At 66.2% G+C, this 22,120-nt stretch carries 25 protein-coding genes; 14 read left to right on the top strand and 11 right to left on the bottom strand.

Annotated features, from left to right (window positions below):
* Window positions 1–32: 32 nt before the first annotated feature.
* The 4 genes from ACSUZJ_RS14150 to ygfZ all read right to left on the bottom strand — a co-directional run bounded on the left by ACSUZJ_RS14150 (window position 33) and on the right by ygfZ (window position 2,644).
* Complete coding sequence (locus ACSUZJ_RS14150) at window positions 33–323, bottom strand: hypothetical protein (RefSeq protein WP_499409129.1); 291 nt, start codon at window positions 321–323, stop codon at window positions 33–35.
* 236 nt (window positions 324–559) lie between these two features.
* Window positions 560–1,303 (bottom strand): NRDE family protein, encoded by a 744-nt coding sequence (locus tag ACSUZJ_RS14145; protein WP_499409127.1) that lies wholly within the window; start codon window positions 1,301–1,303, stop codon window positions 560–562.
* Window positions 1,294–1,584 carry a DUF4936 family protein gene (locus tag ACSUZJ_RS14140; protein ID WP_499409125.1) on the bottom strand — a complete coding sequence of 97 codons (291 nt, stop codon included), beginning with the start codon at window positions 1,582–1,584 and terminating at the stop codon, window positions 1,294–1,296. The genes ACSUZJ_RS14145 and ACSUZJ_RS14140 overlap by 10 nt, the downstream gene beginning before the upstream one ends.
* Window position 1,585: 1 nt before the next feature.
* Window positions 1,586–2,644, bottom strand: a complete 1,059-nt coding sequence (gene ygfZ / locus ACSUZJ_RS14135; RefSeq protein ID WP_499409123.1) for a CAF17-like 4Fe-4S cluster assembly/insertion protein YgfZ — start codon at window positions 2,642–2,644, stop codon at window positions 1,586–1,588.
* Between the two features lie 104 nt (window positions 2,645–2,748).
* Here ygfZ and mltG point away from each other — a divergent pair, with 104 nt between their 5' ends.
* The 11 genes from mltG to lpxO all read left to right on the top strand — a co-directional run bounded on the left by mltG (window position 2,749) and on the right by lpxO (window position 11,005).
* Window positions 2,749–3,750: an endolytic transglycosylase MltG gene (mltG, locus tag ACSUZJ_RS14130; RefSeq protein WP_499409121.1), complete on the top strand. Its 1,002-nt coding sequence runs from the start codon at window positions 2,749–2,751 to the stop codon at window positions 3,748–3,750.
* Window positions 3,747–4,361 carry a dTMP kinase gene (tmk, locus tag ACSUZJ_RS14125; RefSeq protein ID WP_499409119.1) on the top strand — a complete coding sequence of 205 codons (615 nt, stop codon included), beginning with the start codon at window positions 3,747–3,749 and terminating at the stop codon, window positions 4,359–4,361. The genes mltG and tmk overlap by 4 nt, the downstream gene beginning before the upstream one ends.
* Complete coding sequence (locus ACSUZJ_RS14120) at window positions 4,358–5,386, top strand: DNA polymerase III subunit delta' (protein ID WP_499409117.1); 1,029 nt, start codon at window positions 4,358–4,360, stop codon at window positions 5,384–5,386. Before tmk ends, ACSUZJ_RS14120 begins: the two co-directional genes overlap by 4 nt.
* A gap of 10 nt (window positions 5,387–5,396) precedes the next feature.
* Window positions 5,397–5,774 (top strand): PilZ domain-containing protein, encoded by a 378-nt coding sequence (locus ACSUZJ_RS14115; RefSeq protein WP_499409115.1) that lies wholly within the window; start codon window positions 5,397–5,399, stop codon window positions 5,772–5,774.
* A gap of 75 nt (window positions 5,775–5,849) precedes the next feature.
* Window positions 5,850–6,371, top strand: a complete 522-nt coding sequence (locus tag ACSUZJ_RS14110) for a GNAT family N-acetyltransferase (RefSeq protein WP_499409113.1) — start codon at window positions 5,850–5,852, stop codon at window positions 6,369–6,371.
* Window positions 6,372–6,581: 210 nt separating this feature from the next.
* Window positions 6,582–7,451, top strand: a complete 870-nt coding sequence (gene pepA / locus ACSUZJ_RS14105) for a flocculation-associated PEP-CTERM protein PepA (RefSeq protein WP_499409111.1) — start codon at window positions 6,582–6,584, stop codon at window positions 7,449–7,451.
* A gap of 276 nt (window positions 7,452–7,727) precedes the next feature.
* Entirely contained in the window at window positions 7,728–8,513 is a 786-nt protein-coding gene (locus ACSUZJ_RS14100; RefSeq protein WP_499409109.1) for a TatD family hydrolase, read from the top strand.
* Window positions 8,514–8,515: 2 nt separating this feature from the next.
* On the top strand, window positions 8,516–9,220 hold the full coding sequence (locus tag ACSUZJ_RS14095; RefSeq protein ID WP_499409107.1) for an ankyrin repeat domain-containing protein: 705 nt from the start codon (window positions 8,516–8,518) through the stop codon (window positions 9,218–9,220).
* A gap of 135 nt (window positions 9,221–9,355) precedes the next feature.
* Complete coding sequence (locus ACSUZJ_RS14090; RefSeq protein WP_499409105.1) at window positions 9,356–9,556, top strand: hypothetical protein; 201 nt, start codon at window positions 9,356–9,358, stop codon at window positions 9,554–9,556.
* A 112-nt stretch (window positions 9,557–9,668) separates the two neighbouring features.
* Complete coding sequence (locus tag ACSUZJ_RS14085; RefSeq protein WP_499409103.1) at window positions 9,669–9,893, top strand: DUF6139 family protein; 225 nt, start codon at window positions 9,669–9,671, stop codon at window positions 9,891–9,893.
* A 212-nt stretch (window positions 9,894–10,105) separates the two neighbouring features.
* Entirely contained in the window at window positions 10,106–11,005 is a 900-nt protein-coding gene (gene lpxO, locus ACSUZJ_RS14080; RefSeq protein ID WP_499416540.1) for a lipid A hydroxylase LpxO, read from the top strand.
* Between the two features lie 184 nt (window positions 11,006–11,189).
* Here lpxO and ACSUZJ_RS14075 read toward each other — a convergent pair whose 3' ends face one another.
* The 3 genes from ACSUZJ_RS14075 to ACSUZJ_RS14065 all read right to left on the bottom strand — a co-directional run bounded on the left by ACSUZJ_RS14075 (window position 11,190) and on the right by ACSUZJ_RS14065 (window position 15,652).
* A complete protein-coding gene (locus ACSUZJ_RS14075; RefSeq protein WP_499409101.1) occupies window positions 11,190–12,128 on the bottom strand; it encodes a site-specific integrase in 939 nt (312 codons plus the stop codon).
* A 444-nt stretch (window positions 12,129–12,572) separates the two neighbouring features.
* On the bottom strand, window positions 12,573–14,987 hold the full coding sequence (locus tag ACSUZJ_RS14070; RefSeq protein ID WP_499409099.1) for a TonB-dependent receptor plug domain-containing protein: 2,415 nt from the start codon (window positions 14,985–14,987) through the stop codon (window positions 12,573–12,575).
* A 227-nt stretch (window positions 14,988–15,214) separates the two neighbouring features.
* Window positions 15,215–15,652: a universal stress protein gene (locus tag ACSUZJ_RS14065; protein WP_499409097.1), complete on the bottom strand. Its 438-nt coding sequence runs from the start codon at window positions 15,650–15,652 to the stop codon at window positions 15,215–15,217.
* 394 nt (window positions 15,653–16,046) lie between these two features.
* Between ACSUZJ_RS14065 and ACSUZJ_RS14060 the strand changes: the two genes are divergently transcribed.
* The gene (locus tag ACSUZJ_RS14060) at window positions 16,047–17,066 is read left to right on the top strand and encodes an NADH:flavin oxidoreductase/NADH oxidase (RefSeq protein WP_499416538.1); all 1,020 of its coding nucleotides are present in this window, start codon (window positions 16,047–16,049) and stop codon (window positions 17,064–17,066) included.
* A gap of 21 nt (window positions 17,067–17,087) precedes the next feature.
* On the opposite strand, the gene ACSUZJ_RS14055 is transcribed toward ACSUZJ_RS14060, so the two are convergent.
* The gene (locus ACSUZJ_RS14055) at window positions 17,088–18,281 is read right to left on the bottom strand and encodes an acyltransferase family protein (RefSeq protein WP_499409095.1); all 1,194 of its coding nucleotides are present in this window, start codon (window positions 18,279–18,281) and stop codon (window positions 17,088–17,090) included.
* Between the two features lie 338 nt (window positions 18,282–18,619).
* Between ACSUZJ_RS14055 and ACSUZJ_RS14050 the strand changes: the two genes are divergently transcribed.
* Both ACSUZJ_RS14050 and ACSUZJ_RS14045 read left to right on the top strand, forming a co-directional pair.
* Entirely contained in the window at window positions 18,620–19,903 is a 1,284-nt protein-coding gene (locus tag ACSUZJ_RS14050; protein ID WP_499409093.1) for a hypothetical protein, read from the top strand.
* Window positions 19,900–20,175 (top strand): hypothetical protein, encoded by a 276-nt coding sequence (locus tag ACSUZJ_RS14045; RefSeq protein ID WP_499409091.1) that lies wholly within the window; start codon window positions 19,900–19,902, stop codon window positions 20,173–20,175. Before ACSUZJ_RS14050 ends, ACSUZJ_RS14045 begins: the two co-directional genes overlap by 4 nt.
* 138 nt (window positions 20,176–20,313) lie before the next feature.
* Here the strand turns inward: ACSUZJ_RS14045 and ACSUZJ_RS14040 are convergent, their stop codons facing one another.
* From ACSUZJ_RS14040 to ACSUZJ_RS14030, 3 genes are read right to left on the bottom strand one after another with little or no spacing between them, the layout of a single operon-like run.
* Window positions 20,314–20,760 (bottom strand): YybH family protein, encoded by a 447-nt coding sequence (locus ACSUZJ_RS14040; RefSeq protein ID WP_499409089.1) that lies wholly within the window; start codon window positions 20,758–20,760, stop codon window positions 20,314–20,316.
* A gap of 23 nt (window positions 20,761–20,783) precedes the next feature.
* A complete protein-coding gene (locus ACSUZJ_RS14035; protein ID WP_499409087.1) occupies window positions 20,784–21,725 on the bottom strand; it encodes a CopD family protein in 942 nt (313 codons plus the stop codon).
* Entirely contained in the window at window positions 21,726–22,091 is a 366-nt protein-coding gene (locus ACSUZJ_RS14030; RefSeq protein WP_499409085.1) for a copper resistance CopC family protein, read from the bottom strand.
* Window positions 22,092–22,120 lie beyond the last annotated feature (29 nt).

Genomic DNA, 22,120 nt, shown 5'->3' with positions numbered 1-22,120 from the left:
TCTCGAACCTGCTTCGGCGCCTCTCCCGGCGCCTACTTCCCGCATATGCCGCTCGCGCTGCCTGCCTGCATGCAGCGGCCCGAGCAGCATTGCTTGTCGGTGGAGCATTCGTGCTTGCCGCGCAGGCAGGCCTGCTCCCCGGACGAGCTGGCGCCGGCGCTGCCGGTCCCGCCCACCTGGGGCGAGTCGGCCAGGCTGGTGCTGGTTTCCGTCGGATCCTCGTGCGGGAGCTGGTTGATGGAGGCGCTGGGGGTGCTCGCCTGGCAGGCCGAGAGCAGGGCGGCGGCAAGTAGTGCCGCCAGGAAGGAAAGAGGCGTACGCATGACGTCCTCCGTATCGCTGCAAAAGAGCCTTGGACAAGGATGCAGGTGATTCCGCGCTGCTAAACCCTCGTTATTTGAGTTCGATCATGTAGGGTGGGCGCCCCGTGCCCACCGGAAGCATGAGCAGGCGGGATTTGATTGCAAATGCCAACGCGATGCCTGTGTTTGGTGGGCACGGGGCGCCCACCCTACGGCCGTGGCCCGTTCACGGTGTGAGCGCCACCAGCCGGCCCGGGTCAAGGCCGCAATATGCGCTCGTGCAGCTCCGCCGGCGCATTCTCGTACAGCTTCACCACCGTCGAGGTGCGGGTGCCGTAGCCCGGCGTTTCGATGCAGACCGCCGACAACACCCGCTCCAGGTCGATCGGCACGCCGGTCTCGGGCAGGCGCATGTCCGGCGCGCGCGTGGTGTCGGCCAGCATCTCGAAGTAGGCGTCTTCCGGCGCGCCCTGGCACAGCAGGCTGGCGAACTGGGCCTTGGTGCGGGTGACTTTCGGCCAGGGCGCATCGAGCAGCCCGTTGGAGATGCCGTAAATGCGTCCCGGCTCGAGCGGCTGGCCGTTGCGCGGGTCGTCGCCGGCGCGGTTCGAATACCAGTACAGGGCGCTGGCGTCGCCCAGCACCAGGTTGTAGCCGTTGTAGACGTCGCCGCGTTCCTTGATGACTTCGAGGTACTCGGCGGCCGACAGCGAACCCTTGAGGAAGTCGGCCACCAGCGCGCCGCGCGAAGGGGCGTCCGTTCGCACTTCGCTGGGCGCCCGGATATTCGTGAGCGCGGCGAATTTCGGGCCTTTGGGACCCTCGCGCGTCACGCCCATCCAGCTGCCGCCGTGTTCCAGGTCGCGCCCGGCGATCACGTTCGGGTTTTCCGGCCAGGGTGCGGCGGGCGCGGTCGGGCGGTCGTAGAACTCGTCGCGGTTGGCGGCGGCAATCACTGGCACGCCGGGAATGACGCGCCAGGCGAAGACGATCAGGCACATGCGTTGAACTCCAGGAAAACCTCGGCACGGCGCGGACCTTCGATCAGGTCCGCCAGGCCGGCTTCGGCGGCGGCGGCGTCGAGTTGCGCCGCGAACTGTTCGGGAACGCCAGCGTAGACTTCCATCCAGGTCTGCAGGCCGTCGCGGGTGTCGGGGCGGCGCTTGAGCTGGCCGCTCACGCCCAGGTCCTGCGCCAGGCGCGCCTGCATGGCGCGCACTAGCGGCTCGAGCGGCGCGGTCCGGTCCTCGGCGACCTTGTAGTACACGTACAGGTCGATCATCTCAGATGTCGAGCGCGTCGAGCTGGTAGGGCAGGGCCAGGAAGCGCAGGGCCGGGCCGGTGGCCGAGCCGAAGCGCACGTCCTCGCCCAGGGCCGCCAGCTTCATCTCGACCAGCATGTCGGCGCCGCCGAGTCCGTTCGGTGCGGCGTTGACCACCATGCCGCAGGGCTGGTCCGGATCGGCGGTCGAGAAGACCTCGTCGCCGGCGCGCGCGGCCGCGTTCTCGACCGTGGCCAGGCTGGTCCTGCGCTTGAGCTTGCCGAGGTACTGGCTGCGCGCGACGATTTCCTGGCCCGGGTAGCAGCCCTTCTTGAAGTTCACCCCGCCGAGCAGTTCGAGGTTGACCATCTGCGGAACGAACTGTTCCTGGGTCGGCTGCGTCACCTGGGGCACGCCGGCATGGATCGCCGCGAGCTGCCAGGCCTGGTTGCCGCCCAGCGCCAGTTCGGCGGTCAAAGCCGGGAACATGGCCTGGGCGTTTGCAGTCGAAGCGAGCAGGAGGTAGCGCGGGGCGCCGAAGGCGTCGGCCAGGCGGATTACCGTGCCCTTGTCGCCCCTTGCCTTGCCGTAGGCCGCGGCCGGCAGTTCGCCCACCTGGGCGCGCAGCGCAGCTTCGGCCTTCGCGCCGCCGAATCCGAGCACGGCCGCAAAGGTCTCTTCCGCGGTGGCGTCGCGCAGCTTGGCCTTGGCCCGCAGCACGAACATGGTCAAACGCTTCTGCAGCGGCGGCTGGATGGCGCGCGGCAGTTGCAGGTAAACCGCGTCTTCGTCCCGCCACATCAGGAAGGTCGCCTGCAGGCGGCCTTTCGGCGTGCAGTAGCCGGCCAGGCGGGCTTCGCCGTTGCCGAGGTGCTCGACGTCGTTCGTCAGCTGGTTGTGCAGGAAGCTGGCGGCATCGTCGCCGGCGACCGCGATCAGGCCGAGGTCGGTCACGGGGGCGACGAAACCGGCGGCCAGCTCGTCCGCTGTCAGGGTGCGGCCGAAATCCTCGACCTGGGTGGCTTCGTCAATATGGAAGCGGGCGCCGTGCGACGCCAGATATTCTGTCCAGTTGCTCATAAATCCAATATTCTTCGCAATTAGGCTTTATCATTACGGCCTCATTATAGAGTTGTCGAGCATTTCGCGCCGGAGACGGCTTAAAAGCACAAGAACAGTAGAGAATGGCACTGATAAAAAAAATCATTGTTACCGGCGCGATCGTGTCAGTCGCGGCGGCTGGTGGTTTCGCCTGGTGGTCCAAGCATCCCTTGACCACGAGCGATCCGCCGATCGAATTCACCATCACGCCCGGCAGCGGCGTGAACGCGGCCGCCCAGCAGATGGCCAGGGCCGGCGTGCCCGTCAATCCTTTCCTGTTCCAGGTTCTCGCGCGCCTGAGCGGCGACGCCGGGCGCATCAAGGCCGGCAGCTATGAACTGAAACCGAATACCTCGCCGCGGCGCCTGCTGACGCAACTCGTGCGCGGCGAATTCGCCCAGGAAGCCGTCACCATCATCGAGGGCTGGACCTTCCGCCAGATGCGCGAAGCCATCGCCGCCACCAAAACGCTGCGCCACGAAACCGCGAAGATGTCGGATGCCGAACTGATGGCGAAGATCTCGTCGGAATTCAAGCAGCCCGAGGGCCTGTTCTTCCCGGATACCTATCTCTTCGCCAAGGGCGCGAGCGACCTGCAGATCTACCGCCAGGCGCACCAGATGATGCTGAACCGCCTGAACGCGGCCTGGGAAAAGCGCGAGCCGAACCTGCCTTACAAGAATCCCTACGAGGCCCTGATCATGGCCTCGATCGTCGAGAAGGAAACCGGCCAGAAGAGCGAGCGCGCGATGATCGCCGGCGTGTTCGTGAACCGCCTGCGCACCGGCATGATGCTGCAGACCGACCCAAGCGTGATCTACGGCATGGGCCTGCGCTACGAAGGCAAGATCGCCAAGAAGGACTTGCAGACCGATACGCCGTACAACACCTACACCCGCTACGGCCTGCCGCCGACGCCGATTTCGCTGCCGGGTGTGCAATCGCTGGCCGCGGCGATGGCGCCGGCCAAGACCGACGCCCTGTACTTCGTGTCGCGCAACGACGGCACCAGCCAGTTTTCAAGCAACCTGAACGACCACAACCGCGCGGTCAACCAGTACCAGCGCGGGATCGCAAGACCATGACACAGCGCGGCAAATTCCTTACCGTCGAGGGCATCGACGGCGCCGGCAAGTCGACCCACATCGGCTATATCAGCGAGTTTCTCACCGGGCGCGGAAAGCGTGTGGTCGCCTCGCGCGAGCCGGGCGGCACGCCGCTGGGCGAAAAGCTGCGTGACCTGCTGCTGCACGAGAAGATGGACCTGGAAACCGAGGCCCTGCTGATGTTCGCCAGCCGCCGCGAGCACATCGCCCAGGTGATCGAACCGAGCCTGGCCGCCGGCGCCTGGGTGCTGTCCGACCGCTTCACCGACGCCAGCTTCGCCTACCAGAGCGGCGGGCGCGGCCTCGATCGCCTGAAAATGGAAGCGCTCGAAGCCTGGGTCCACCCCCACCTGCAGCCCGACCTGACGCTGCTGTTCGACGTCCCGCTCGAGGTGGCGCGCGAGCGCCTGGACGCCACCCGCACCCTCGACAAGTTCGAGCGCGAGCAGGGCGAGTTCTTTGCCCGCTGCCGCGCCGAGTACCTGCGCCGCGCCGCCCAGTTCCCGGAGCGCTTCGTGGTGGTCGACTCGACGCGCAGCATTGAAGCGACCCGGCAGACGATTGCCGAGGCGCTGGAGAAATTGTTTTGATTTACCCCTGGCAGCAAGCGGCCTGGGAGCAGCTGCAGCAGCTGCGCGCCAGGCTGCCCCATGCAATCCTGTTCCATGGCCCGGCCGGCATCGGCAAGGCCGACTTCATCGAACACTTTGCGCAAGCCCTCCTGTGCGAGAACGTCCAGCCCGACGGCCAGGCCTGTGGCGCCTGCGCGTCCTGTGGCTGGTTCGTGCAGCACAACCACCCGGACTACCGCCGGGTGCGCCCGGAAGCCCTGGAAGACGAGCCGGCTGGCGAAGGCGAGGAGGGCGGCGAGGCCGAGAAGAAGGCCAAGTCGGCCAAGGCGCCCTCGAAAGAGATCAAGATCGAGCAGATCCGTAATCTGGCCGACTTCATGAACATCTCGACTCACCGCCAGGGCCTGCGCGTGGTCGTGCTGTATCCGGCCGAGGCGCTGAACATGCCGGCCTCGAACGCCCTGCTGAAGACCCTGGAAGAGCCGCCGCCCGGCACCGTGTTCCTGCTCGCTTCGAACGGGCTGGACCGTCTGCTGCCGACGATCCTTTCACGTTGCCGCAAGTTCGCCCTGCCCATGCCCGACCACGCCGCCGCGCTGGCCTGGCTGAAGCAGCAGGGCGTGGCCGACGCCGACAGCTGGCTGCGCGAGGAGGGCGGCGCCCCGCTGGCGGCGCGCGCCCAGGCCGAGCTCGGCAACCGCGAGGAACTCGACAGCCTGCTGCACTTCCTGGCGCGCCCGAGCGCCGAGTCGGCCTTGCGCAGCGCGGAAAAGCTCAGCAAGACGCCGCTGGCGGCGCTGGTGTCCTGGCAGCAGCGCTGGCTCTACGACCTGCTGTCGGTGAAGCTGTGCGGCGTGGTGCGCTACTATCCGCGCTACCAGAAGGAACTTGCAGGCTTGGCCGGCAACGTGCACACTGCGAACTTGTTGCGTGCAGTAAAGTCGACGAACGAGCGGCGGGCGGTGGCGGACCACCCCTTGTCGGCTAAACTGTTCGTGGAAGACATGCTGCTCGATTACACGCGCTGCTGCAGCTCCGCCTGAAAGGAAACCGATGTCCGGCAATACAACCGACCCGAACGCCTCGCTCGTGCCGCGGCCGGCGGTGCTGTCGCTTGCCATCAAGGAAAAGGCCGCCCTGTACGCCGCCTATATGCCTTTCTTGAAGAACGGCGGCATGTTCGTGCCGACCAACAAACCCTACAAGATCGGCGACGAGATCTACCTGATCCTGTCGCTGATGGACGATGCGAACAAGTATCCGATCGCCGGCAAGGTGGTCTGGATCACGCCCGCCGGCGCCAACAACAGCAAGGCCCAGGGCGTCGGTGTGCATTTCCCGGCCGACGAAACCGGCCAGCGCGCCAAGGCCCGCATCGAAGAAATCCTGGGCGCCGCGCTGCGCTCCTCGCGCGCCACCCACACTCTGTAGGCTTCATTTCCGCCGATTTCCGCTGCCCATTCAGTCCACTTCCAGCTTATCTCTGGTTCACTTCTAGTTCACTTCATGCCGTCCTACGTACATCGCCTCGCCCGCCGCGACGACCTGCCGGTCATCGTCGACATCTATAACTCCACCGTCGCCTCGCGCGAAGTCACCGCCGATACCGAACCCATCACCGTCGCCTCGCGCGAAGGCTGGTTCGCCGACCACACGCCCGAACGGCGCCCGCTGTGGGTGATCCACGATGCAGAGGACAAGTCCGAACATCCGGAAGTCATCGGCTGGATGTCCTACTCGAATTTCTATGGCCGCCCGGCCTATTCGGGCACGGCCGAGCTGTCGATCTATATCGCCGAAAGCTGGCGCGGCAAGGGCATCGGCCGCTACTGCCTGGAGCAGGCGATCGCATTCGCGCCGCAGATCAAGGTGCATACCCTGCTGGGCTTCATCTTCGGCCACAACGCGCCGAGCCTGGCGCTGTTCCGCAAGTTCGGTTTCGATACCTGGGCGCATTTCCCGCGTGTTGCCAACCTGGACGGGATCGAGCGCGACCTCATCATTCTCGGCAAGCGCGTGGTCGAGTAAGCGGCACGCTATGTGCGGTATTTAACAATTCAGTGCGAACATTGTAAATTCCTGTGAGACACAGCTCCTTGTCGGGAATTCTTACACTGACGCGCGACTTGGCGGGAGAAGTTTACAAGTCATTGTTTAATAAGGAAGTATTTTCTCTGGCATGCGTCTTGCATGCATTGTGGGTCCCATCTTACGACGACCAAATGGTTAAGAGGAAATATGAAATTTGTTAAGAAAATGATTTGCGCAGCAGCTGTCGCAGCTTGCACTTCCGGTACCGCATTTGCAGCTCCCGTCCTCAACGACTGGGTCTTCAACCCGAATGGCGGCGGCTATGACGACGGCCAGGTCGTCAACGAATACCTCGATGTGAACGGCAATGCCTTCATCGAACTGACCACCACCGGCCAGAATTCCTTCACGTTCAAGGAAACCGCCGTCTTCAACATCCAGCAGGCCGACAGCAACGGCATGCTGTTCCCGCTGAACTATGCCGGCGGCAACATCACGGCGACTTTCGAAGCCATGGGCACCGGCACCTTCAACGGCGCCTTCAAGTTCACCGGCGGCACCATCAAGATGTACCAGAACCCGACCGACGGCCAGTATGGCAGCACCGAAGGCTACTTCGGCGCCAACCTGGGCAACCTGATCGCCGAGTTCAACGTGCTGGCTGGCGGCGGCGGCCTGGTCGATGCCAGCGGCAGCCCGACCAACAACGGCCAGGTGACCGTGCTGGCCTCGGCCGCCCCGGGCATGCTCGACGCCGGCTACTTCTTCACCGGCGCCGGCAAGGACCTGTCGGGTTCGTCGGTCCTGTCCTTCGCCTTCACCAACGCCAACACCCTGGGCCGTCCGACCGACCGCCTGGTCGATGAAGTGGCTTGCCAGTTCGGCGGCTTCGCCGGCCCAGGCTGCTCGGGCGGCACCTACGCGAACGCGCCGGGTCAGTACTTCTTCCTGGGCACCAACGGTCAGTTCAAGCTGGCCGAAGGCGCGGAAGTGCCTGAGCCGGGCTCGCTGGCCCTGTTCGGCATCGCCCTGCTGGGCGCCGGCGCGGCGGTACGCCGTCGCAAGAACGCTGCGTAATTTTTCGCCTGCGTGAGAAAAGAGCGGCTACGGCCGCTCTTTTTGTGTAGTTGTAGGGTGGACACCTGTGTCCACGCGGTCGTGCGTTTGCGCTCCCGGCTGTAACCGGGCGCCGGCAACTGCAAGGTCGCGTTGGGTACTCTCCTGGTGACGGCCGCGGCAATGCGAAGTCCGCACAGCGTGGACACAGGTGCCTACGCCGGCCGCGCCCACCCGACAGAACCATGAAACAATCCGCGCGTGGCAACGTCTGTCGGCTGGCCTTACAATGTCGGCATGTACATCGATTCCCATTGCCATATCAATTTCCCCGAGCTTGCCGCGCGCATGCCCGAGATCCTGGCCAGGATGGCCGAAAACGGGGTGACACACGCGCTGTGCGTCTCGGTCGACCTGCCCGAATTCCCCTCCGTGCTCGCCCTGGCCGAACAGTATCCGCACATCTACGCGTCGGTCGGCGTGCATCCGGACTACGAGGACACGCCCGAACCGTCCGTGCAGCAGCTGGTCGGGCTGGCCGACCATCCGAAGATCATCGCCATTGGCGAAACCGGCCTGGACTACTACCGCCTCGAGGGCGACCTCGAATGGCAGCGCGAGCGCTTCCGCACCCATATCCGTGCTTCGCGCGAGACGCGCAAACCCCTGATCATCCATACCCGCTCGGCCAGCGCCGACACCATCCGCATCCTGCAGGAAGAGGGCGCGGGCGTGGCTGCCGGCGGCGTCGCCGGCGTCATGCACTGCTTCACCGAGTCGCTGGAAGTGGCGCAGGCCGCGATCGAGATGGGCTTCTACATCTCGTTTTCCGGCATCGTCACCTTCAAGAGCGCAAAAGACCTGCAGGAAGTGGCGCGCGCCGTGCCGCTCGACCGCATCCTGGTCGAGACCGATGCCCCCTACCTCGCGCCGGTGCCCTACCGCGGCAAGATGAACGAGCCGGGCTATGTGCCGCACGTGGCCGAGTTCATCGCCAACCTGAAGGGCGTGCCGCTGCGCGAAGTGGCGGACCGCACCAGCGAGAACTTCTTCAAGCTGTTCCAGCACGCCAGAAAGGATTGACCATGAGCCTGCCGCGCCGCGCCATCCTGCGCAGTTTCCTGTTCGCGATGGGCGCCGGGGCCGGCCTGGCCCAGGCAGCCAGTGCATCCAGTGCATCCAGTGCAGCCACCAGGCCGCCGGATGCCGCCGAACTCACGCGTTTCTTCCGGGCGGTCCAGCTCGACGACGCGAAGACCGTCCAGGCCATGATCGGCGCCACCGTCAACGCCAACCAGCTCAATCCGCTCGGGGGCGAGCCCGGCCTGGTGCTGGCGCTGCGCGAAGACGCGATGCGGGTGATGCAGGTCTTCCTCGACCACCCGGGCACCAACCTGGAAACCCGGGCCGTCAATGGCAACACCGCGCTGATGATGGCCGCCTTCAAGCGCAACCGCGAAGCCGTGGAGAAGCTGCTGGCGAAAGGGGCGAAGGTCAATCAGCCGGGCTGGACGGCGCTGCACTATGCCGCGGCGGCTGGCGACGACGAAATCGTGAAGCGCCTGCTGGAGCGGGGCGCGAAGATCGACGCGCTGTCGCCGCCCCGCAGCGGCGCCTATACGCCCCTGATGATGGCCGCGCGCGAGGGCAAGGACGGCACCGCGCTGCTCCTGATCGCCCAGGGCGCGAAGGCCTCGCTGAAGAACAGCGAAGGCCTGACGGCCGAGCAGCTCGCCGAGCGCGCCGGCAAGACGCGCGTGGCGCAGGCGATCCGCGGCGCCGCCCGCTGAGCCCGCGCCTGTCGATACCGCCCATCGGGGAAATCGACGGCCTGGACCCGCCGGCGCGCCATTCGTCGCAGTCGCGTTGAGGCGGGCAGGGCGCCGGCCTACACTGCGCCTGTCGATAACATGATGGAGTGCGCGATGCTGGGCTTCCTGCTGTGGCTGCTGTTGCTGTTCCTGTGCTGGCCGCTGGCCTTGCTGGCACTGCTGGCCTATCCCCTGGTCTGGCTGATCCTGTTGCCGTTCCGGCTGCTCGGCATCGGCGTCGAGGCGGTGTTCTCGCTCCTGCGTGCCATCGTGATGCTGCCGGCGCGGGTGCTCGGGCTGTCGCCCGGTCGCTGAGCCGCGGTCCGGCAGAGTGTGGGGCAATTAACAGACGCGCGGGGCGCGATCGCCTACTGTGGAGTCGTCCGCTTTCATCCGAAAGCGAGCTCTTCACTGTAAGGAAACGATTATGCGCCTGGACATTTACCGCAGAGCCGAAAGCGACGGCAAGTTCTCCTACTTGGCCGTGCCGGAAACCCGTAACATCCCCGAGGAAGCCACCAATACCGACTGGGAAGTGGAGGCCCGTGCGTTCGAGGTCGACGACAATGCCGAGCAACTGCCGGACTTCGACATCAAGAACCTCAGCAGCCAACTGAACGAAAAAGGCTATGCCATGACCTCGCTGCACTGACAGTGACAGTGCGGCCGGCCCGGGGCTTTGGCGCGCGTGGCCGGTTCGTCATCGTGCCACGGCCTGACGGCATCGCTGCAAGCTTCGGCACGAACGCGACAATCCCTGTCGATTTCGCCCGGCGGCCGGACGGCCCTCGGGCGGATATGCTATTCTTGCGCCCTGTTTAATCTGATGCTGACCATGTGGTCAGTTTCCTGTGGGGGTGTGTGATGAAGTGGGCAGTGATCGGTTTCTATTTCCTTTCGATTCTGCACATTCATTTCCGCGGCAAGGTCCGCTTGCCGTTCGGACGCCAGTTGTTCGACCATTCGTCGTTCATGGCGCCGATTAACATCTTCATGCATTACTTCTCGAAGGTGCCAAGTACGCCCTATATCCCGGTGAGCGAATTCCCGGAACTGGCGCCGCTGCAGCAGAACTGGCAGATCATCCGCGCCGAAGCGGAAAACATGCTCGCGCTCAAGAAGATCAAGGCGGCGGAGCAGAACGACGACGCCGGCTTCAATTCCTTTTTCAAGACCGGCTGGAAGCGCTTCTACCTGAAGTGGTACGACGCCAGCCACCCATCGGCCCAGCGCCTGTGCCCGCAGACCCATGCGCTGCTCCAGGCCATCCCCTCGGTCAAGGCCGCGATGTTCGCGGAACTGCCGCCGGGCGCCAAGCTCAATCCCCACCGCGACCCCTTCGCCGGCTCGATGCGCTACCACCTGGGCCTGGCCACGCCGAACGACGACCGCTGCTTCATCGACGTCGACGGCCAGCGCCACAGCTGGCGCGACGGCCAGGGCGTGATCTTCGACGAAACCTATATCCACTGGGCGATCAACGGCAGCGAGAGCGACCGCGTGATCCTGTTCTGCGACGTCGAGCGCCCGATGCGCTACCGCTGGATGCAGGCGGTCAACCGCTGGCTCGGCCGCACCATGATGACGGCCGCCAGCTCGCCGAACGAAACCGGCGACCAGACCGGCCTCGTCAGCAAACTGTTCCGGATCTCGCACGTGATGGGCCAGTACCGCCGCCGCTACAAGGCCTGGAACAAGACCGCCTACAAGGTCACCAAGGTCGCCCTCATCGTTGGCGTGGCCGCGCTGATCTACTGGATCTGATCGGCCTGCCCGATCGCCAAGGCGCCGCCCTGCAGCGGCGCCTTTTTCATTTGTGCGCTCGTTCCTGGCTCCCCGGCTTGCCGAAGCTGCCGGTCGCGCCAGGTGCGAGCGCTATCCGGACCGCCGACGGTCCGCCGCGGCTGCCGAATTTTGTAACTAACCCACAGTGACGCTCTGCCGGGTGTCACTCCGCCGGGTCGGGCTTCACGCGGGTCAGCTTGTAGTCGGCGGCGGAACGCTCGAGCGCCAGGCCAAGGACGTCCTTGAGCTCGTCGGCACTCGCGCCATTGTCGAGCTGGCGCCTGGCGAAGGTGTTGCGCAGGGTGCGTCCGCCCGAGCGCGACAGGTCCATGCCGGCGCGTTCGAAAGTGGCCCGCATCTGCACGTAGACGGTTTTCCTGGTCATGCGCGCGCCGGTCAGGTTGGCCGGGAACACGAACTGGCCCGGGATCGCCATCGCTTCGCGCTCCCGCAACCAGGGCAGCAGCTCGTCGGCGCCCTGGCGGGGGAGGGTGACCGTATGTTCATGGCTGGTGTCGTGCTTCTCGTCGGGGGTGATGGTCAGCTCGATCGAGCCGTCGAGCGCCGCCTGGCGCCCGACCTCCGGCACGAGCAGGCCGACCGCCTCGGACACCCGCAGGCCGGCCAGCGCGATGACGACCTGCATGGCCCGGTCACGCCGGCGCTTCCAGCCGTCGAAGGACGTGCTGCGGCGCCGCCGCGGGGCCTCGGCGGGCAGGGCGGCAAAGAAGCGTTCCAGCTGGTCCTCGGACAGGGCACGGCCCGCCTCGTCTTTTGCAATGTGGGCGCGATCGATGCCGAGGATGGCCTGCTGGGCAGGGTTGGGCGCCACGCCGAGATGCTCGTAACAGCGCTCCAGCAGGCGCAGGTAGCGATAGGCGATCTTGCTGTTGAGGACGCGCTTGCCCTTGACGGTGCGGCCGATGAAGCGCAACAGGTCTGCCTGGGTGACGGTGGAGAAGGTGAGGCCTTGCTCCATGATCCAGCCTGTGACGTTGTTGAACATGAAGACGTAGATCTTGGCCGACTCCGCGGAAAGGACCCGGAGCGTGCCATCGGCGCGCACGCGCCGGCCGGTTTCGGCGAACGCCGGAGTGGACATGAAGTCCCTGAATGCGCGAACCGGGTCGGCATCCCATGAATTCAGGAGGTGCATGGCAAAGCGGATGTGATGTAGATGGCTTACCTTAACACAAAAACGTAACTAACCAACATATGAAAACACCAAACCGAAGAATCAAACGCCACGGACTACGGACACGATATCGACAAGCCAGACAGGTCTACAGGAAAGGGGGGACCGGCGGACAGGACGCCCTCGCGCATCGGGCATCGGGCATCGGGCATTTGCACGCGAATCGGCATCGGAGCCCGGAGGATGTTCGAAGGAACCGGGGCCGCCGGACGCAAGGCCCGGCAGGACGGTGCGGCGCTGAAGGCGGCGGGCATGAGAGCCCGTTGGCAGGGCAAGGCGTCCACTGCCTTCGCGCGTGAGGATCCGGCCCCGGCATCGGCCGGGACCGGTGGCTGCGCAGCGGGGGCGTGCTTACCAGGTGTAGCCGGCTTTCACATAGAAGAAGCGGCCGTTGAACCCGTTCGGCGCCCACACGCTGTAAGGCTGGGTGCCATTCACGTTGAGGTTGGCGACCGAGGTCACCTGGGCCGGATAGCGGTTGGTGACGTTGTCGATGCCGGCGGTCAAGCGCCACTGACTGGCGATGCGCACACTGGCCGACAGGTCGAGCACCCATTGCGGATCGTAGGTCTGGTCCAGCGCCGGGTCGTTCTGCGGCACCGTGAACCTGCCGTAGCGGGTGACGACGGCACGGCCACTCCAGGCGCCGCGCGTGTATTCGCCGCTCAGGCCCAGCTTGTCTTTCGGCGAACCGACGGTCAGGCGGTTCACGGTCTGGCGGTCCGCCAGCAACAGGTTTTGTGCGGACAGCACGGCCGGCGTGGCGGCCACGCGCTTGACCTCGTTGTCGTTGTGGTTGTAGGCCAGCGTCAGGTCGGCGCGCCCGGCTTCACCCAGGTTCAGGCGATAGGTGCTGACGAGGTCGACGCCCTTCGTGCGGGTGTCGACCGCGTTGGTGAAGTAGCGGGCGGCGCCCACATACACGCCGCGCGCGGCCAGTTCGTTGCGCAGGTCCGGCGCATTGCCCAGTTGCAGGTTCGACGAGAACACGATGCGGTCGTCGATGTCGATGCGGTACAGGTCGACGGTCGTGGTCCAGTTGCGGTTCGGTTGCCACTGGGCGCCGATGCTCAGGTTGCGTGCCTTTTCCGCTTTCAGCGGCTGGGCGCCGAGCGCCGTGGCGGCGGCGCTCCCGACCGGGAAGGTGCCGGTCTCGACCAGCGCGCTGGTGCCGTTGACGAGCAGGGAATTGGTGGTCGTGATCGTGTAGAACGACTGGGCCAGCGACGGTGCGCGGAAGCCGCTCGACGCGGTGCCGCGCAGGGCGAAGCCCGGGGCGACCGTATAACGCGCCGAGGCCTTGGCCGAAGTGGTGTTGCCGAAATCGCTGTAGCGCTCGTGGCGCAGGGCGAGGGAGCCCGACAGCGCTTTCGTGATGTCGCCTTCCAGGTTCAGGTAGAGCGATTTGTTGTTGCGGCCATTCTTGCCGGCGTTCTCGGGACGAAAGCCCGCATAGCCCTGGGCGCCGGAACCGAAGTAGGAATTCGCTTCGCCCGCACCGATCTCATACGATTCGTGGCGCGCTTCAAGGCCGAGGGCCACCGTCAGCGGACCGCTCATGAAGGACACCGGAATCTCGCGCGCCACATCCAGGTTGGCCAGCTCCTGGGTCGAGGTCAGGCGGCCGGCGTAGAAGCTGGTCGGGCTGGACGCGCCCAGGCTGTAGTTGACCGTATTGTCGACGTCCAGCGAGAAGCGGTTGCGACCGTAGTTGAGGCTCGCATCCCAACGCCAGCCGGCCAGCTCGCCGCGCAAGCCGGTCACCAGCGAACTGTCGACGGATGTGCTGTCCAGCAGCGGCTGGAAGCCCTGCGGATACAGCGGCGTGCGCAGCGTCGTCTGCGAATTGTCGGTGAAGGCTGTGCGGAAGGTGGCCGCCGACGAGGTCTTGCGCTCGCCGTAGTTGGCGAAGGCGTACCAGTCGATATCGTCGTTGATCCTCACCTGGCTGTTGAGGAAGAGGGTGCGCGGACGGCTGTCCGGATCGCCGTAGCGCTGGGTCACGGTGCCCTGGCGCGGACCGGCGGACGCACGCGGGTCGGGGAAGGAACGGTTGGTCGCATTCCGGTCGGCCGCCTCGACGGCCACGCGCACCCAGCCGTCGTTCCCAAGTTTGAAGCCGGCCGAGCCGCGCACGGTGGCCTGCTCGCCGTCGCCCTTGTCGTACTGGCCGTAAGTGACTTCGGCTTCGCCGCCCTCCGCGCCCTTCTTCAGGATGATGTTGACCACGCCTGCGATGGCGTCCGAGCCGTATTGCGCCGATGCGCCGTCGCGCAGCACCTCGATGCGCTCGATCGCCGCCAGCGGAATCGCGTTCAGGTCGACCGGGGCCGAGCCGCGGCCGAGGGTGCCGTTGACGTTGACGACGCTCGATGCGTGGCGGCGCTTGCCGTTCACCAAGACCAGGGTCTGGTCGGGCGACAGGCCGCGCAGCTGGGCCGGACGCACCGCGTCGCTGGCGTCGGCGCCGCTCGGACGCGGAAAATTCATCGACGGCAGCAGGCGCGACAGCACGGTAGCCAGCTCGCCCGAGCCGGTGCTCAGCAATTCCTTGCTGCCGATGACGTCGACCGGCGATTCGGAGTCGAGGGTGCGGCGGTTCAGGGAGCGGGTGCCGGTGACGACGACGGACTGCATCTGTGCGGTGGCGGCGGGGTCTTGCGGCGTGGTGTCCTGGGCCTGCGACAGCGGCGAGGCCAGCGAGGCGATCAGTCCGAGGACGAGGACGGCGCGCGCCGGATTGGCGTGGGGATGTTTGCAGCTCATGAATTCTCTCTAGGTTTTCCTGGTGTTGCTGGAAGTGTCACGGCAGCGCCATGGCTGCCGAAGGGAGGCAAGCTTAACAGGCGCTTCCTTGCGACACCAATAACGATTCCTCCTATACTTATACTCTGGACGGGCAAGCGGCAGCGTCCGCTTGGGCAGGCCGCCGCCCAGGCGTCGTTGCACAGCACGGCCGGTACGCTGCCGCCGCTCGATCGTATCGCCGCCGTTCAGCGGTAGACCAGCACCGGGATTGCGCTCTGCACCAGCACCTTCTGGGTTTCGCTGCCCAGCAGCACCCCGCCAACGCCATGTCGGCCATGCGAGGCCATGACGATGAGGTCGCATCCGCGCTCGCGTGCGGCGTTCAGGATGGCCTCATAGGGCCGGTCAGTACGCGCCAGTACCGTGGAGCAGGAAACCCCCGCGGCACGGGCGGCGTCGGTGACCGTCGCGAGATACTTCGCGCCGCGCCCTTCACTGGCGGACAGGTATTCGTCCTCGGTCATCTCGATCATGTCGGAATCGAGAGTGAAGGTGCGGAACTCGGGCAGCGCGGTGATGCCGGTCACCTGGGCCCCGACCTCCTTGGCGAAGCTCACGCCCGCGAGCACGGCGCGTTCCGACAGCTCCGACCCATCCGTGGGAATCAGAATATGCTTGAACATGGTGGCTCCTCGAGGCGGCCGCGCGACCCCGCACCGCGCGTGGTCAGTCGCGTGCAGCCGGCCTTAGTCTGCCGTTCGAGCACCCAGCGGGTTTGATCGAAGTCAAACGCGCGGGCGCGGTTCATGGGTGCGCATGGAGGGAGGCCGGCTCGCTCCCGGCATGCTGACGATTTGCCCGCATGGAGCTTAAATCGCCGGCGCTTGTCCAACCAGGCGACGCATCTGCAGATGGAGACTGGCCATGAACTCGGAGTTTGCCCAAGCCACGGGACCGGGCGCACAGGTTCCCGCCCACGGCGCCCGCGTGGACGCCTCGCACGACCAGGAAGTGCCGGAAGTCGACCTGCTCAGCCCCTTGGCCCTGCGCAGCCTGACCCTGCGTAACCGCATCGCCATGGCGCCGATGTGCCAGTATTCGGCCGAGGACGGCATGGCCAACGACTGGCACCTGGTGCACCTGGGCAGCCGCGCCGTCGGCGGCACCGGCCTCGTGATCGTCGAGGCGACCGGCGTGACTCCCGATGGGCGCATCACCCCGGGCGACCTGGGCATCTGGAGCGACGCCCACATCGAGCCGCTGGCCCGGATCGCCCGCTTCGTGGAAAGCCAGGGCGCCGTGGCCGGCATCCAGCTCGCGCATGCCGGGCGCAAGGCGAGCACCGCGGCGCCCTGGCTTGGCGGCGCCGCCCTGAAGAGCGCCGCCGAGGGCGGCTGGCCGGTGGTCGCGCCCAGCGCGATTCCTTTCCACCCCGACGACCCGGCGCCGGTCGCGCTCGACGAGGGCGGCATCGAGGGCATCGTCGATGCCTTCGAGGCGGCTGCCCGCCGCGCCCTGGCCGCCGGGTTCAAGGTGCTCGAGATCCACGGCGCGCACGGCTACCTGCTGCACCAGTTCCTGTCACCGCACAGCAACCAGCGTAGCGACCAGTATGGCGGCAGCCTGGACAACCGGATGCGCTTGCTGTTGCGCGTCACCGAGCGGGTGCGCGTCGCGATGCCCGCCGAACTGCCCCTGTTCGTGCGCATATCGGCCACCGACTGGGCCGCCGGCGGCTGGGATATCGAGCAGTCGGTGGAACTGTCCCGCCGGCTCAAGGACCTGGGCGTCGATCTGATCGACGTCTCGACCGGCGGCAACCTTCCGACCGCGCGCATCCCGGTAGCCAAGCGCTACCAGGTGCCCTGCAGCCGCCGCATCCGCGACGACGCCGAGATCCCGACCGGCGCCGTGGGGCTGATCACGGACGCGAAAGACGCCGACGAGATCATCACCGGCGGCGACGCCGACCTGGTCCTGGTCGGACGCGAACTGCTGCGCGAACCCTACTGGGCGCTGAAGGCCCAGCATGCTTTCGAGGAAGAGCCGGCCTGGCCCATCCAGTATGGCTACGCGGTGAAGCGGCGCCAGAAGTGAGCTGCCCCTGAGCGGTCCCGCTCAGGAGTCGCGCATGCGCGGCCCCGCATACGGCTTGGTTCCGGACTCCAGCACCAGGCGCTTGACGAAGGCGCGGACCCGGTTGGTCTGGGCTTCGAAGGGCAGGTGGAACAGCCAGGCGAAAGCGACGATGGCCACGAACAGCGCGCAGAACACCAGGATGGAGCCGGGATCCGTCGTCGACAACTGCCCGATGCCGAGCGGCTGGCCAAGGTCCTTGATCAGGTAGAGCAGCGGGTAGTGGATGACGTACAGCGTGAACGAAAATGGCGCGAGCAGCCCCAGCATGCGCGCCATCCGGTTGCCGAAACGCTTGTGGTCGGCGCGGAACTGCAGGCTCGAGAGGAGGCAAAGGAAGAGCAGGCTGAACACCAGGTCCTCGGGGAACGTGGCCGCAATCAGGGTCCCGATACTGCCGCTGAGCCGGAGATAGGCGGCCAGCGCCAGCAGCGCGACGATCAGCAAAAACCTCATTGCACGCGACAGCTCGATCTGGATACGCGAAAAGCCGACGCCGAGCAGCCAGATCAGGAAATACAGCGTGATGTCGAACAGCAGCTGGGAGGCGATGAAGGCCGCAACGACCAGGCCGCCTACTTTCGTGCACCTGGACTTGCCGATGAATGGCAGCAGGAGCAGCGGAAAGAGCGCGTAGTACCAGATCTCGTTGGCCAGGCTCCACAGGGAATAATTGCCGCCGAATCGGGGCACTGCCATTCCCTGCAGTCCGAACAGGTTACCCAGGAATGCGGTGACCGAATATTCGTTGGCGGCCGCATAGCTGACCTGGTGCGGGTCGACGCTTCCCGTCGCCGTGGCAAGCACGATGGTAAGCAGAAACCCCGGTATCAGCACGATCCACAGGCGCGTGACGCGGTCGATCGCATACGAGGCCAGCAGCCGGGGCTGTTCCAGCTTGTTCAGCACGCTGCCGCCCACCAGCCAGCCGCTCAGCAGGAAAAAGATGACGACGGCGAGGTGCCCGAATCCGGTCAGGAAGGCCAGAAGCTGATACCAGAGGGCCGGCTCGGCGACCGCTCGCAGGCTGGGGTGGAACTCCCCGCGCAGATGGGTGGCCAGCACCTGCAGCGCCGCGAGGCTGCGCAAGGCCGAGATGACGAGCGAGTGCTGGTAATCCTCATTCAGGTTGGTCTTGCCGAGCAGGCGGATGCGAGGCTTGCTTGGGGGATTCATGCTTCCTCCGACGGGTACGGGACGTCTCGAATCCTAGATCCGGGGGCTGGCGCCTGGCTTGCGAGGGCGCAGGGATGAGCCGATTGCGGCCGCACTGGCATGCCTATTTCCTGTCGGCTTGTCCCGCTGCGCAGCTGCTTCGCCTAAGCAACTTGCTACATGGTTTGATTTTTCCGCGCAATGCTTTTCCGCAGGAAAGCTCACGGCTCAGCGGGATGATCTTTGTGCCTGATCAGCGCGATGTGGAATTGGCGACTCTAGAGTGAGCAGGACCGGGCGAAGGCGACAGCCGTCCGGCGCCAGCGAATTCCGGTTCTGCGCCCCGCATTCGATGGCTATTGCTGCGATCACTCCACGCGAAGGGATTCTGTCCAGTCGCAGGAGGCTACCGCATCCTGCCAGCGCCGGTGGGCAGCAGCGCGCGTGCGATCAACGACCGCAACCAGGTCGCAGGCGCCATCTATGCGCTGGGGGTGTCGGCGCGCGCGGTGCGCTGGGAGGCAGACGGCACGATTCGTCCTCTCGGACCGCTGCCGTTTTCACTGTCGGAAGCGCATGCGATCAACAACCGTGGGCTCACCGGCGGCTTCGCCGACACGCCGGACCGGATTTACGCGACGCTGTGGGACCCCGCCGGCCGCCAGCTCAATCTGGCGCCGCCGGGTGGCAACCTGGCCTTCACTTCGCTCCTCAATGAACGAGGGGATGCCGCCGGCTATGCCAGCGATCCGGCGAGCGGCAGTACGCAAGGCTTCTTCCGCAGCGCCGGCGGCCCGCTGGTGCTGACCGGCGCGCGTGGGAGCCGTCCCGCCGACCTCAACGATCGCAGGCAGCTGGTAGGCAGCACCACGAACGGCGACAGCTTCTTCGCGTACTTGTGGACGCCCGCCCGGGGCCTGGTCCTGTTGCCGCGTCCTTCATGGGCACGTTATACCGGTGCCGGCGCGATCAACGAGCGCAGCGAGATCGTCGGCGTGGCCGGAGGAAATGAACCGCGCGGACGTGCGATCCTGTGGCGTGGGTTGACTGCGCCGATCGACCTGAATGGCACCCTGTATCGTCGCCCTCCTGGTCTCGTCCTCCATACCGCGTTCGCGATCAACGACGCAGGCACGATCCTCGCCGATTCGAATGCCGGCCTGGTCATGTTGCGGCCCGGGAAGGTCGGCACTGACGCGCCTGTGCTCGGCCCGATCCAGGACCTGCCGGATATCGTCGAGCTGGGGCAGGAAGTGCGGGCCACCCTCGGCTTCATTGACAACGCGCGCACCCAGACCCATACCGCGGCTGCAGAGTGGAGTGACGGCTGCGTATCGCCGCATCCACTGGTCCGCCAGTCGACTGGCGGCGGCGAGGTCCGCCTGCAACACCGCTTCTGCGCGCCAGGTTTCGTGACGCTCACGCTCAGGATCACCGATTCCGGCGGCCGTACGACGGAGACGCGCAGACAGGTGCTGGTGAATGACCCCGCAATGGCCACGATCAGCGGCCGCGGCATGCTCGCCGGCGCCGGGGTACAAGCACTGCAATTCGCGCTCTGGTCTCCGCTGGGCAGCACTTTGCAGAGCGACGGCGGCGGCCGCCACGAGGGTAGCCGTTCGCCTTCAAGAGCGACAGGGTGACCAGTGCGGTACGAAATGGCCAGCAGGTCCGCATCGAGAGTAGCGGTCATTTCAATGGAAGCACGGGCTACCGATTCCTGATCGATGCTGTCGACGGCAAGGGAAGGAATGCGGGCGATACTGACCGCATGCGCGTGCGCATCGTCCATACTGACGAGACCGGCAAGGAGGTGCTGGACTACGACAGTGCGCCGGCGGCGAAAACGGGCGCCTTGGCCGCTGTGTCCAACTACGCGACGGTGTCGGAAGGCGCTATCGCGCTGAGCAACTGAGCCCGGTCACGGTAGCCGACGAGTCAGGGCCGATCCGGCGCTGCGTGCACCGGATCGTGCCGCCTCCGTTTGCAGACTCGTGTCCCAGCCCGGAGGGATGCACCGGGCGTGGCGCCCGTGCCGGGACAGGATTCGACCTCACTTTGCCCGGCGCGACGACCAGTGCACATGCACGATGATCCAGTCGTCGCCCTTTTTCTCCAGCACGGCCGTTTCGATACCGAGCACGTGCACCGGCTTGCCGCGCATGGTGCCGAGCGTTTCCGTCTCTTCCCATACCACGGCGATGTTGCCGTCGATCCGCTCGGACTGCTTGAGGACCTTGCGGGTCGCACCCTTGGAGAACTCGATGTCGCTGCCCAGGTGGCTGCTGGCATACTCGTCGCGCGAGCGCTCGACGAAGCCCGATTCGTAGATGGCAATCTCCGGAGACAGGAAGGCGAGCGCCTTGTCCCTGTCTCCGCTGGCGAGGGCCTGATGGAAGGCAGCCACGGTTTCCTTTGGCGAGGCAGCGAGCGCGCCTGCATGCAGTCCGAACGTGGCGGCGGCGAGGACGGTGGCTGCCAGGGACTTCTTGAACATCATCTCTCCTTGAATATGGTTATTGTCTAGGATGCCATGGGTGGAGCGGTTGAAGTGAGGAAAGCTGCGGCTATGAGGGTGGCGGCCAGCACCAGGGCTTCGAGCTGGAGCACGCGGGCAAAGCGGCCGCCGGCATCGGGCGTCCCCTGGCCGGGCCTTGTCAAGGAACGCAGCAGCAAGGGCATGAGGACGAAGCGGTTGATCCCGCCCAGCGCCGCCGCGCACAGCACCAGGACCAGCTTGGCGATGAGGGTGAGCCCGTAGGGGTTGCTCACCAGGTCCTCGGGACGTTCGAGCACGCGCCAGGCGCCGAACGCGCCAGTGATGAAGATGCCGGCCAGCGCCAGGGTGGCGCTGCGCGAGAGCGCCGCGACGTAGGCGGCGCAGTCGGCACGGTTTCCGGGCGCGCTCCCCGCCGGGCGCCGCAGCGTGATCACGGCCGCCACGAGCACTTCGCCCACCCAGAGGCTGACCAGCACCAGGTGTAGCCAGTCGACGACAATTGTCCAGGTGAAGTCGCCGGCGGCGCCCGCGTGGCTAACCATGCTGCGGCTGTAGAGCAGCACGGCGATGGCCAAAATGCGGATGGCGCCGGCGGCGGCGCCGGTCTGCAGGCGCAGCGGTGCGGCCGAGACGGCGCCTGCGACCAGCAGGGCGGCCGCGCCGATCATCCACGCCAGCCCATAGTGCGTTGCATGGATGACCGAACGCACCGCCGGCAGCGCATCAGGCAGTGGCACTTCCGCCATCGACGCCGCCTCCAGCCAGAGAATGCCGGCATACGCCAGCATTGCGGCGCAGGCGCCCACCAGCAGCGCCGCGCGCAGGCGCGGCAGCATGCCGCGGGCCCATGGCGAGGCCCTGGCCTGCAGCCAGAGCATCGCCGTGCTCGCGCCGACGAGAATGGCCAGCGACAGGTTCAGGACGACGGTGAGGATGCGCTGGACCGACGCGAGCTCGGACTCCACTTATTTCACCCGGAAGCCGAATTCGCCCTTCACCTTGTGTCCGTCGCGCGTGACGGTGCTCCACTGTACGCGCCAGGCCCCGGCATGCAGGCCGGGCGTGGTGGCGATCAGCGCCCTGGCATCGGCGGGGTCGACGGCGATCTTCGCCGCGTCGACCGCCGCGCCTTTGTCATCGACCAGCCTGACCTTGCTGAACGGGAGTTCAAGCGGGTCGCTGAACCGCAGGCGGACCTGGGCCGGCGCCGGGCTGACGACGCTGTTGGCCGCCGGCTGCGAGCTCTCGAGCCGGGTATGGGCCAGCGCGGCCGGGGCGGCCATTGCGGCGACCGCGGTGGCGGCGGCGATCAGCAAGTGTTGGATGCGCATGTGGTTTCTCCTTGATGGCGTCAGCCTGC

The sequence above is a fragment of the Telluria sp. B2 genome, assembly GCF_051789535.1.
Lineage (GTDB): Bacteria > Pseudomonadota > Gammaproteobacteria > Burkholderiales > Burkholderiaceae_D > Telluria.
The sequence above is the reverse complement of the archived record's forward strand: the minus strand, read 5'-3'. Positions and strand labels throughout refer to the sequence as shown.